We start from the raw sequence: 12,336 nt of genomic DNA, 5'->3' as shown, positions 1-12,336 counted from the left end.
TGCAACTCAGGAACCGCCAGGGCCAAATAGCGCTCAAAGCTCTTTTAAATGCTTGGAGCAGTAGCGAAACACCTGAGTCCGCCAGAATATAGACATGGCTTTCAACGTTATCGCCTGGTCGATGAATATGGATTAGGTCGCTATATGGCAGCTCCCGCACCTTGAGGCAGGCTGGATGCGCCAAGTGCCCGGCTCCAGTGGGCTCGCGAGCAGCCGTATCAGTCCGTGTCAAGCTTTTTCAGTGGATCTCCCGTTTAATCAGTCAGACTGAGTGCATCGCTCACACTTTGATGATTTATTCGCTTAAGCCTCAGAAGGAGGCCGCTTACTGCTTCGTGAATGATAGCGTTCTACAAAAATGAAATAATGTCCGATTAGCGTTGCTTAATTAACAGCGTTGAGTGGAATATCAACCCGCTGATAGCAAACGGCAATGTAGTGATGCAGGCGCTGCTGTTCGTCACGTACTGCGGTTAAGGAAATCTGGTGACTATGGCTATCATGGCGCATGGTACAAGAGCCTTGCCAGTGACCGTTACGGCCAATTGCGGTCCAGATTTCACGCCACTGCCTGTCTTCCTCATCCTGAATAAACAGACTGACGAATTCCTTGTTCTTGGCACTTTTGCGGCTAAGACCGCTAATGCGTTCAAAAGCCGGGTTGATATCGACCACTTTGCGGTTGGCATCTAGCACCACCATACCTTCATAAGAATGGTCAAAAACAGTGGAAGCAATATGCAACTGGCGCTCTGTTCTTTTGCTATCAGACAAGTCAGTTAGCAGACCCACATAAATACGCTGTCCGCGTGCTTCGGCCTGACTTAATGCCAGACGCAGTGGAACCAAGGTGCCTTGCTTGTTCTGACCAAGTACTTCAGAAATTTTGTTTTTCAGAGGCTGAGCAGCATTGCGCTGACCTGCTTCATGCCGATCAAGATAATGATCATGCTGGCTGGAAAGTGCCCCAGGCATGAGCATTTTCACATTTTTCCCCAACACTTCCTCTGCAGTCCAACCGAAAATGGCTTCAGCCGCTGGGTTGTAATCGGTAACTCGGCCGTTGCTGTCAATGCAGATAATACCGTCAGCAGCCATATTGACCAAGGCGCTCAGGCGGGCCTCATTCATGTCCACTTTTTGCCAGTGCGTGCGGTAATGAATCAAAGCGTTTGCCTGTGCAATCAGGGCGCCAATCGCCAGAGTGATCAGGGCAATGGTCAGCGAAAGAATCAGTTTGTCATTGGTGGGGGGGATGCTGTGATTGCCGTGATCGGCAGTAACCCGCAGCGCCAGCATGGCGATGTAATGCATGCCTGCAATAGCGCCGCCCATGATGAGAGCTGCCAGTGTTTTTCTCAGCGTGGCGTGCTTGACGCTGAAACGCAGCAAGCCAAAATGCACCCAGAGTGCCAACGTAGCCAGCGCCACGCCCACCACCAGTGAAACGGCAAACCAGAAGGGGGAATATTGATATGGCGACTGCATGCGCATGGCTGCCATGCCGCTGTAATGCATGGTGGCAATTCCACCGCCCACAATTAATCCGCCAAGCATCAACTGTTTGGAGCTAAGTTCATTGCGTGACAGCAAGGTGAGGGCAACCGCTGAGGCCGCGATGCCGGGCAGTATGGAGAGAACTGTCAATAAAAGCTCGTAATGAACAAGGCCATGCAAAGAATAGGCCAGCATGCCAATGAAATGCATGGCCCAGATTCCGGTGCCCAGCGCCAGCGAGCCTCCCGCAATGGACCAGTAGCGTAGCTGCGGTGTAACGGCCAGACGTGCAAATGCCGCAAGGCGTAATGCTTGACCCGAAGCAATACAGCAAACAGCCAGGGAAAGCAAAACTAGAAAGGGATCGTGCTCGCCTTGTTGCAAGTGAGCATCAGAAGATGGAGTCCAAAAAAATTGTGCCTGCATGAATAGTCTTCTTGAAAGAATGAAAGCACATTCAGTTACTTTCCCTAGGATCGCACAAATTAGGTAATCCGATTTATTTAATTTGTAGGATTAATCCTAGACTGCCTTCAAAAACGTCTGCCAAAGACGATTGTTCACGAATAGAGGCGCACAAGCCGTTGCCTCATTTAAATCGCAGCTTCCAGGCCATTGGAAAAATGCTGCTTTACCGCGTTCATGGCAACTTGTGGCTTGCGTTGTATCAGCGCCAGCATGATGGCATCGTGCTCGGCCAGAGAATCTTCAATACGGCCTTGCTTAAATAGCGATTTGTGGCGGTTGAGTTTCATCACTTTTCGCAGGTCGGCCACGAGCTGATTGCGCCAGCGATTGTTGGCAATATCCAGAATCTGCATATGAAAGCTTTCGTTGAGTGCGAAAAAGCGTTCAGCGTTAGCCGTATGCAGTTTGAGTTCTTCGTGGGTTTGCTGCAGGCGCTGCAGCTCTTCGTCAGTGGCCTTGCCAGCGACTTCTGAGGCGGCATCCGCCTCCAGCAGGCTCAGCAGGTGGTAGACGTCCGAGATGTCCTTGCGCGAAACCTCCGTCACATAGGCACCGCGGCGCAATTTCATGGTCACCAGACCTTCAGCGGCAAGGACCTTCAGTGCTTCACGCAGGGGAGTGCGACTGATGCCGTATTCCTCGGCAATCTTGAGTTCGTCAATCCATGCGCCAGGTTCCAGTTCTTGCTGAAAGATGCGTTGGCGCAGCTGCTCAGCGACCTGTTCATATAGCGCGAGGGGTGTAAGCATTTTGGTCGTCATTACGGGCAATTATATGCGTAAGAATTTTGAATTTATAATTATGAATCATGTACACTTGCTGCAAATAGGTAGTTCACCGCAATCCCAACCTTCACTGCGCGCACCGCAGACGAGAGACAACATGAGCCAAGAGAACGCGAAACAGGGGCAACAAGAATTTGCAGCAGCAGATCTGCAAGCCTGGAACAAGGCTGCGAACAAGGTATCGCCAGGCGGTGATATCAACAACCTGAACTGGGTCACGCCTGACGGCATCACCGTCAAGCCCCTGTACACGGCTGAAGACACCGCAGACCTGCAGCACACCAACACGCTGCCGGGCTTTGCCCCCTACATTCGTGGACCACAGGCCACCATGTATGCAGGCCGCCCCTGGACGATTCGCCAGTACGCAGGCTTCTCGACCGCCGAAGAATCCAACGCCTTCTACCGCAAGGCGCTGGCTGCCGGTGGCCAAGGCGTATCCGTCGCTTTTGATCTGGCCACGCACCGTGGCTACGACTCTGACCATCCCCGCGTGACGGGCGACGTGGGCAAGGCGGGCGTCGCTATTGACTCGGTCGAAGACATGAAGATCTTGTTTGACCAGATTCCTCTGGACAAGGTTTCGGTCTCCATGACCATGAACGGCGCCGTGCTGCCCGTGCTGGCTGGCTACGTGGTGGCGGCGGAAGAGCAGGGCGTGTCGCAGGACCAACTGGCAGGAACGATTCAGAACGACATTCTGAAAGAGTTCATGGTGCGCAACACTTATATCTACCCGCCCAAGCCGTCGATGAAGATCATTGGCGACATCATCGAGTACACGAGCGCGAACATGCCCAAGTTCAACTCGATCTCGATTTCGGGCTACCACATGCAAGAAGCCGGCGCCAACCAGGCGCTCGAGCTGGCTTTCACGCTGGCCGATGGCAAAGAGTATGTGAAGACGGCCGTGGAAAAAGGCATGGATGTGGACGCATTCGCGGGCCGTCTGTCTTTCTTCTGGGCGATTGGCATGAACTTCTACCTGGAGATCGCCAAAATGCGCGCCGCCCGCCTTCTGTGGTGCCGCATCATGAAGGAAACCGGCGCCAAGAACCCCAAGAGCCTGATGCTGCGCACGCACTGCCAGACTTCGGGCTGGTCGCTGACCGAACAAGATCCCTACAACAACGTGGTGCGCACCACCATCGAAGCCATGGCCGCCGTGTTTGGCGGCACTCAGTCGCTGCACACCAATGCGCTCGATGAAGCCATTGCACTGCCCACCGAATTCTCGGCCCGCATTGCGCGCAACACCCAGCTCATCATTCAGGAAGAAACCCACATCACCAATGTGATCGACCCCTGGGCCGGTTCCTACATGATGGAAAAGCTGACCCAGGACATGGCCGACGCCGCGTGGAAGATCATTGAAGAAGTGGATGCCATGGGCGGCATGACGGCCGCCGTGGACAGCGGCTGGGCCAAGCTCAAGATCGAAGCCGCCGCTGCTGAAAAGCAGGCACGCATTGACTCCGGCAAGGAAGTCATTGTTGGCGTCAACAAGTACAAGCTGGCCAAGGAAGACGCTATCGAAATTCTGGATGTGGACAACGTCAAAGTCCGTGACAGCCAGATTGCCCGTTTGAATAGCATCAAGGCAAAACGCGATACAGCCCAAGTGGAACAAGCGCTGGCAGCTATCACTTCTGCAGCAGAGTCCGGTGAGGGCAATCTGCTGGATCTGGCCATCAAGGCCGTGCGCCTGCGCGCCACGGTGGGTGAAGTCTCCGATGCGATGGAAAAGGCCTTTGGCCGCCACCGCGCTGATACGCAAAAGGTGACCGGTGTGTACGCTGCCGCTTATGACTCCGCCGAAGGCTGGGACAAGCTCAAGGAAGAAATCAACGCCGCGGCTGAAACGCTGGGCCGTCGCCCCCGTGTGATGGTCGCCAAGCTGGGCCAGGACGGTCATGACCGTGGTGCCAAGGTGGTGGCCACCGCTTTTGCCGATCTGGGCTACGACGTGGACATGGGCCCGTTGTTCCAGACACCCGAAGAATGTGCTCGTCAGGCCATTGAAAATGACGTGCACGCCGTGGGTGTCTCCACACTGGCTGCGGGTCACAAGACTCTGGTGCCTGCCATCATTGCCGAGCTGAAGGCTCAGGGCGCGGACGACATCATCGTCTTCGTCGGTGGCGTGATTCCTGCGCAGGACTATGACTTCCTGTACAGCGCAGGCGTCAAGGGCGTCTACGGCCCCGGCACCCCCATTCCTGCCAGCGCCAAGGATGTGCTGGAGCAAATCAAGAAGGCCAACGGCATTTAAGCCCCGGCGTACTGATAGCAAAGGCGAACACGAAGTGACACCTGAGCAAATGCAAGACGGCATCCTGCACGGCAACGCTGCCGTGCAGCGCCGGGCGATGGCCAAGGCCATCACCTTGCTGGAATCCTCCCGCGCTGACCACCGTGAGCAGGCAGATGGCTTGCTCACGGCCCTGCTGCCGCACACGGGCAAGGCATTTCGCCTTGGCATCAGCGGCGTGCCGGGCGTTGGTAAATCGACGTTTATTGAAGCTCTGGGCCTGTACCTGATTGGCAAGGGCCTGCGCGTTGCGGTGCTGGCGATTGACCCATCGTCCTCGGTCTCTGGCGGCTCTATTCTTGGTGACAAGACCCGTATGGAGCACCTGTCCATGCGTATGGAAGCCTATATCCGCCCCAGTCCGTCCAGCGGGACTCTGGGCGGTGTGGCCGAGAAAACGCGTGAAGCCATGCTGGTCTGCGAAGCCGCAGGCTATGACGTGGTCATCATCGAGACCGTGGGCGTGGGCCAGAGCGAAATTGCCGTGCATGGCATGGCCGATATGTTCTGCGTGCTGCAGCTACCCAACGCAGGCGACGATCTGCAGGCCATCAAAAAAGGCGTGATGGAGCTGGCTGACCTGGTGGTCATCAACAAGGCCGACATCGATCCCAAAGCTGCCATGCGTGCGCAGGCACAAATTACCTCGAGCCTGCGTTTGCTGGGTATGCATGGCAACCCGGACCACGCCACGCATGGCGCGCTCTGGCAGCCACGTGTGATTCAGATCAGCGCCTTGCTGGGTAACGGGGTGGATGATTTCTGGGCGGCAGTGAGCAGCTTCAGAGACATGCAGACCGCCAACGGCCGCCTGCAACTGCGCCGCGAAAAGCAGTCGCTGGCCTGGATGTGGGAGCGCATTGACTTCGGCCTCAAGCAGGCGTTTCGCCAGCACCCGCAGGTCAAGGCCATGCTCCCCGTCCTTCAGGACGATGTGGCCGCTGGCCGTATTGCGGCTAGTACCGCAGCAAGAAATCTACTTCTAGCCCAAATGCAGTAGGCGCTAGTAGCTCTTATTACCATAGCATCGCACTACTACTTGCGAGACAAGCAACCCAAATCACGATAGAGGACAAGCATGCAAGACGATATCCTGAAGCAGCTAGAAGCCAAGCGAGAACTCGCGCGGCTGGGTGGGGGACAAAAGCGCATCGACGCACAGCACAAAAAGGGCAAGCTCACTGCGCGCGAACGCATTGAACTGCTGCTGGACGACGGCACGTTTGAAGAGTGGGACATGTTCGTGGAGCACCGCTGCACGGACTTCGGCATGGAAGAGACCAAAATTCCCGGCGACGGCGTAGTCACCGGCTACGGCATGATCAATGGCCGCCTGGTCTTTGTGTTCAGCCAGGACTTCACGGTGTTTGGTGGTGCCTTGTCCGAAACCCATGCCGAAAAAATCTGCAAGGTGATGGACCAGGCCATGAAGGTTGGCGCTCCTGTCATCGGTCTGAACGACTCCGGCGGTGCGCGTATTCAGGAAGGTGTGGCCTCTCTGGGCGGCTATGCTGACGTGTTCCAGAAGAACGTGCTGGCTTCGGGTGTGGTGCCACAAATCTCCATGATCATGGGCCCGTCAGCGGGTGGTGCGGTGTACTCGCCCGCCATGACCGACTTCATTTTCATGGTCAAGGACTCGAGCTACATGTTCGTGACCGGCCCTGAAGTCGTGAAGACCGTGACCCATGAAGAAGTCACGGCCGAAGAGCTGGGCGGTGCCATCACCCACACCACCAAGAGCGGTGTGGCCGACATGGCGTTCGACAACGACGTGGAAGCACTGATGATGCTGCGTCGCCTGTACAACTACCTGCCACTGAACAACAAGGAAAAGGCACCCGTGCGCGTGTCCACCGATCCGGTGAACCGTGCCGACATGTCGCTGGACACGCTGGTGCCCGACAACGCCAACAAGCCTTACGACATGAAGGAGCTGATCGCCAAGACCGTGGACGATGGCGACTTCTTCGAGCTGCAGCCCGAATACGCCAAGAACATCATCATCGGTTTTGCCCGCATGGCTGGCCAGACTGTGGGTATCGTGGCCAACCAGCCCCTGGTGCTGGCTGGTTGCCTGGACATCAAGTCTTCTATCAAGGCGGCGCGCTTTGTGCGCTTCTGCGATGCGTTCAACATCCCTGTGGTCACTTTTGTCGATGTGCCCGGCTTCATGCCCGGTACCAGCCAGGAGTACGGCGGCATCATCAAGCACGGCGCCAAGCTGCTGTATGCGTACGCGGAAGCCACGGTGCCGAAAATCACCGTCATTACTCGCAAGGCCTACGGCGGCGCGTACGACGTGATGGCTTCCAAGCATTTGCGCGGTGATGTGAATCTGGCGTGGCCTCACGCTGAAATCGCCGTGATGGGAGCCAAGGGCGCAGTGGAAATTATCTTCCGTGAAGATAAGAACGATCCTGTCAAGCTGGCCGCCCGCGAAGCGGAGTACAAAGAACGCTTTGCTAACCCCTTTGTTGCCGGCGCGCGTGGCTTTATCGACGACGTGATCCAGCCACATGAAACGCGCAAGCGTATCTGCCGCAGCCTTGAGATGCTGAAGAACAAGCAGCTCGAGAATCCGTGGCGCAAGCACGGCAACATCCCTTTGTGAAAGCGATGTAACTATGCGCCCGAACCTGCTTTTTCTGTTTGACCTGCGCAAGGATCAGCAGGAGCCATCCGTCATTGACGAGACGGTGCGTTCGGGCGCGCAATTTGGCGGCACCAACTTGTGGGTGCTGTTCTTCGCCATCCTGATCGCTTCGGTGGGGCTCAATACGAACTCCACTGCCGTGATCATCGGTGCCATGCTGATCTCGCCGCTGATGGGACCCATTGTGGGCATGGGCTACGGTGCGGCCGTGCAAGACCTGGGCTTGATCCGCATGGCGGGCAAGAACCTGGCCATCTTCGTGGTTCTGAGTTTGCTGACTTCGGTGCTGTACTTCACGCTCAGCCCGCTGGAGCAGCCCCAGTCCGAGCTGATGGCCCGCACTTTTCCCACGCTGTGGGATGTGCTAATTGCCGCTTTCGGCGGCGCGGCTGGCATGGTGGCGGTTACACGCCGCGGCTATTCCAACGTCGTGCCGGGCGTGGCGATTGCCACCGCGCTCATGCCCCCACTGTGCACCGCAGGCTTTGGCATTGCCCATGGCCGCTGGGACATGTTTGGCGGCGCCTTCTACCTGTTCATCATCAACAGCATGTTCATTGGCGCGTCCACCCTCGCGGTGGCCAAGCTGCTGCGTCTGCCGCGCCAGGGTGAACTTGACGAAGTGACGCGCAAGCGCCATCGGCTCATCATCGCGCTGGGCCTGACGGTGGTGCTGGTACCCAGCGTGTGGATGGGCTATCGCCTGGTGCAGCAAGAGGTGTTTGCCAGTGCCGCAGTCCGCGTGGCACGGGATCTGGAAGCAGAACCCAACAGCCATGTACTGATGCATGAGGTAGATGCGGGGGCACGTACGCTGCGCCTGATCGTGGTGGGCCGGACTGACGAAGCCCAGCTGCGCGAGCAGGTACAGCGCCGCATGCTCCGCGACGGGCAGGCCGATGTGACGGTGCTGGTGCGTGATGCCGGAGACGACTCCCTCAATGTCGAAAAGCTGCGCAGCGAGCTGGAGGAAGGCGTGAACAAGACGCTGGTCGAGCAGGTCAAGTCCATGGACGCGCAGCTCAAGGCCTTGCAGCAGGATGTGGCGGAAGCCAAGGCCTTGGACGAAAAACCGCCGGTCAAGGCGGTCGATGCCCTGGCGCTGCTTCAGGAAGTGCAAGCCCAGCAGCCGCTGGTCTGCGCGCTGACCCTGGCGCAAGGCGAGCGCTCGGACAATGCCAGCAATGCAGCCCAGCCAAGCACGGTGGTGGTATTGGATGTCGCCAACAACTTAAACACGCACGACAGGGACAGCCTGAGCCGCTGGCTTGGCGTGCGACTAGAAAAAACTGAAGTGCAGTTGATCGAGCGACTGGATTCCCGCTCGCTCAACGCTAGAGACAAAAACCGAAGGAAGCAGACAACATGTTCACCAAAATCCTGATTGCCAACCGCGGCGAAATCGCCTGCCGCGTGATCGCCACTGCCCGCAAGATGGGCATCAAGACCGTGGCCGTGTATTCGGACGCTGACAAGGATGCGCGCCATGTGAAGCTGGCCGACGAGGCCGTGCACATTGGTGCCGCTCCCAGCCGCGAGTCCTACCTAGTGGCGGACCGCATCATTGCGGCTGCCAAGAGCACGGGTGCACAAGCCATTCACCCAGGCTATGGCTTCCTCTCTGAAAACGAAGCTTTTGCCAAGCGCTGCGAAGACGAAGGCATTGCCTTCATCGGCCCCAAGGCCCACTCCATTGCCGCCATGGGCGACAAAATCGCGTCCAAGAAGCTGGCCAATGAAGCCCAGGTCAACACCATTCCCGGCTACAACGACGCCATCGCTGGCCCCGAGCAAGCGGTGGAAATCGCCAAGGGCATTGGCTACCCCGTGATGATCAAGGCTTCGGCCGGCGGCGGCGGCAAGGGCCTGCGGGTGGCGTTCAACGACAAGGAAGCCTTTGAAGGCTTTGCTTCTTGCCAGAACGAGGCGCGCAACAGCTTTGGCGACGACCGCATCTTTATTGAGAAGTTCGTCCAGGAGCCCCGCCACATTGAAATCCAGATTCTGGGCGACAGCCACGGCAACGTGGTGTACCTGAACGAGCGTGAGTGCTCCATTCAGCGTCGTCACCAGAAGGTGATCGAAGAGGCACCAAGCCCCTTCATCAGCGACGAAACCCGCAAAGCCATGGGCGAACAAGCGGTGCAACTGGCCAAGGCCGTGAAGTACCAGTCCGCCGGTACTGTGGAATTTGTGGTCGGCAAGGATCAGGACTTCTACTTCCTCGAAATGAACACGCGTCTGCAGGTGGAACATCCTGTGACCGAGTGCATTACCGGTCTGGATCTGGTCGAGCAGATGATCCGCGTGGCGGCCGGCGAAAAGCTGGCTTTTGGCCAGGCTGATGTGAAGCGTGACGGCTGGGCCATTGAGTGCCGTATCAACGCCGAAGACCCGTTCCGCAACTTCCTGCCTTCCACCGGTCGCCTGGTGCGCTTCCAGCCGCCAGAGCAGACCATGTGGCAAGGCGACACAGAGCATCTGCAAGGCGTGCGTGTGGATACCGGCGTCTATGACGGCGGCGAGATCCCCATGTTCTACGACTCGATGATCGCCAAGCTCATTGTGCACGGCAAGGATCGCAACGAGGCCATTGCCAAGGCGCGTGAAGCCCTGAATGGTTTTGCCATTCGCGGTATCAGCTCCAACATTCCCTTCCAGGCAGCGCTGCTGGCCCACCCCAAGTTTGTGACGGGTGAGTTCAACACGGGCTTCATCGCTGAGCACTACGCCCACGGTTTTCACGCCGAAGACGTGCCGCACGCCGATCCGGACTTCCTGGTCGCTCTGGCCATGTTCCGCAACCGTCGCTACCGTGCGCGTGCATCGACGATTACCGGTCAGATGCAAGGCCACCAGCTCCAAGTCGGTCAGCAGTACACCGCTGTGGTGCTGGGTGCCGAAGGCAACAACCAGTACGTGAGCGGCGAAGTCACCGACTTTGACGCGGAAGCCCGTGCGTGCAAGGTTGTTATCAATGGCAAGACCTATGAATTCCGCAGCAATGCCGACATTCGGGATCTGGTCGTGCGCGGCGTGTGCAATGGCAAGGATTTCACCTGCCAGATCGAGCGTGGCACGGCAAAGAACCCGCTGCTGTTGCGCATCATCCACAACGGCACGCAAGCCGATGTCATGGTGCTGTCGCCCAAGGGTGCCGAGATGCACAAGCTGATGCCTTACAAGGCTCCGCCGGATCTGTCCAAGTTCCTGCTCTCGCCCATGCCCGGCCTGTTGGTCGACGTGGCAGTGCAGCCTGGCCAGAAGGTGCAAGCTGGCGAAAAGCTGGCCGTGATTGAAGCCATGAAGATGGAAAACATCTTGTTCGCCGCGCAAGACGGCATCGTGGGCAAGATCAGCGCGACCAAGGGTGACTCGCTGGCGGTGGACGACATCATTCTGGAATTTGAATGATGCAAGGATTTCAGGGCCGATGGCCTGCGCCAGCAGGGCTGAACGCGCAGACGCTCATGCTCTGAAATGAAAGAGCCCGCATGGCTTTGGCTTTGCGGGCTTTTGTAATTCTTCAAGCCATATTGGCTTCAACCCTATATTCATCAATCGCTGGTAGCTATGACTTTGAAAGCAGATATCCTGGGTTACCCACCCCGCCGATTCATCCGCACGGTATTGGCGGTGGTGGGCGTGCTGCTGCTGGTCGATGCGCTGGTGCTGATGGCCATGGGTCACTTCAACATGGGTGTGGTACTGCCCGCCATCTTTGGTTCAACCGCTTTGTGGCTGAGCTGGAAATGGCAGTCAGTGCAAGTCTGGCGAGCCAGGAGACCCATGCATGCGCGCTTGTGGACTCTGGCCTGGACCGGTTTTGCCATCTGGCTGCTGAGTCTGCTGTGGTTCTGGAGCCGGCTTTTCACACTGGGGCTGGAGCCACAGCAGGTGCCGCCCGTTCAATCCATCGTGGTCTTGGGCAGCGGAACCTTGAACGGTCACCCCCGTCCCGTTCTGGCCGCGCGACTGGATACGGCTGCTGAGCTGGCAAAGCTGCAACCCACAGCCTTCATCGCCGTCTGCGGCGGTGTGGACTGGGGCGAGAAAGAGTCTGAAGCCGAGATCATGGCCCGCTATCTGCAGCAGCGCCACGGCATTGCGGCAGACCGGATGGTGCTGGAAAAACTCAGCACCAGCACCGAACTCAATATCCAGCTAAGCCGCCCCATGCTGGCAGAGCGCGGCGTGCCGGCAGATGCGCCCGTGGCCGTGGTCAGCAGTGACTTTCATCTGATGCGCGCCATGAATATCGCCAGTCGGCAGCATCTGCTTGAGGTCTACCCCGTGGCCGCACCCACACCGAGGGCAAGCCAGGATACGGCCAGTTTTGACTCATAAGCCTTTTGGTTATTAAAGGGCTGTCATTTATTCCTTCTTTTATCGCCAGAAGCCTGCTTATTTAACCTCTGGCGCTTCACCACCACGCTTTTTACGAGAAGATTTCTGCGTCGGTCTGAACTGCTCCACCAGTTCACGCAAGGTGCCAGCTTCGGCCTTGTGCTGTGCAACTGCCTGCAGGGGACCTCTCAGAAAACGGAAAATAAAGCACGTTAAGCCCATTGCAGACGCTAGATATTGACGAGCACGTCGGGGTTTGACTTATCTCTTGT

The 12,336-nt window shown here is 57.5% G+C and carries 8 protein-coding genes; 6 read left to right on the top strand and 2 right to left on the bottom strand.

Annotation, left to right across the window (positions count from 1 at the left end):
- Window positions 1-384: 384 nt before the first annotated feature.
- Window positions 385-1,923: an MHYT domain-containing protein gene (locus HF327_RS12640; RefSeq protein ID WP_198460508.1), complete on the bottom strand. Its 1,539-nt coding sequence runs from the start codon at window positions 1,921-1,923 to the stop codon at window positions 385-387.
- Window positions 1,924-2,090: 167 nt separating this feature from the next.
- Window positions 2,091-2,726: a GntR family transcriptional regulator gene (locus tag HF327_RS12635; protein WP_198460507.1), complete on the bottom strand. Its 636-nt coding sequence runs from the start codon at window positions 2,724-2,726 to the stop codon at window positions 2,091-2,093.
- A 121-nt stretch (window positions 2,727-2,847) separates the two neighbouring features.
- Here HF327_RS12635 and scpA point away from each other — a divergent pair, with 121 nt between their 5' ends.
- The 6 genes from scpA to HF327_RS12605 all read left to right on the top strand — a co-directional run bounded on the left by scpA (window position 2,848) and on the right by HF327_RS12605 (window position 12,064).
- Window positions 2,848-5,022: a methylmalonyl-CoA mutase gene (scpA, locus tag HF327_RS12630; RefSeq protein ID WP_198460506.1), complete on the top strand. Its 2,175-nt coding sequence runs from the start codon at window positions 2,848-2,850 to the stop codon at window positions 5,020-5,022.
- A 34-nt stretch (window positions 5,023-5,056) separates the two neighbouring features.
- A complete protein-coding gene (meaB, locus tag HF327_RS12625) occupies window positions 5,057-6,061 on the top strand; it encodes a methylmalonyl Co-A mutase-associated GTPase MeaB (RefSeq protein ID WP_198460505.1) in 1,005 nt (334 codons plus the stop codon).
- 78 nt (window positions 6,062-6,139) lie between these two features.
- Complete coding sequence (locus HF327_RS12620) at window positions 6,140-7,675, top strand: acyl-CoA carboxylase subunit beta (RefSeq protein WP_198460504.1); 1,536 nt, start codon at window positions 6,140-6,142, stop codon at window positions 7,673-7,675.
- 13 nt (window positions 7,676-7,688) lie between these two features.
- On the top strand, window positions 7,689-9,101 hold the full coding sequence (locus HF327_RS12615; RefSeq protein ID WP_198460503.1) for a DUF389 domain-containing protein: 1,413 nt from the start codon (window positions 7,689-7,691) through the stop codon (window positions 9,099-9,101).
- The gene (locus HF327_RS12610) at window positions 9,083-11,131 is read left to right on the top strand and encodes an acetyl-CoA carboxylase biotin carboxylase subunit (RefSeq protein WP_099736860.1); all 2,049 of its coding nucleotides are present in this window, start codon (window positions 9,083-9,085) and stop codon (window positions 11,129-11,131) included. Before HF327_RS12615 ends, HF327_RS12610 begins: the two co-directional genes overlap by 19 nt.
- A 159-nt stretch (window positions 11,132-11,290) precedes the next feature.
- On the top strand, window positions 11,291-12,064 hold the full coding sequence (locus tag HF327_RS12605) for a YdcF family protein (RefSeq protein WP_198460502.1): 774 nt from the start codon (window positions 11,291-11,293) through the stop codon (window positions 12,062-12,064).
- The last annotated feature ends 272 nt before the right edge of the window (window positions 12,065-12,336 follow it).

The sequence above is a fragment of the Comamonas suwonensis genome (genome assembly GCF_012844455.2).
Taxonomy (GTDB): domain Bacteria; phylum Pseudomonadota; class Gammaproteobacteria; order Burkholderiales; family Burkholderiaceae_C; genus Comamonas; species Comamonas suwonensis.
The sequence above is the reverse complement of the archived record's forward strand: the minus strand, read 5'-3'. Positions and strand labels throughout refer to the sequence as shown.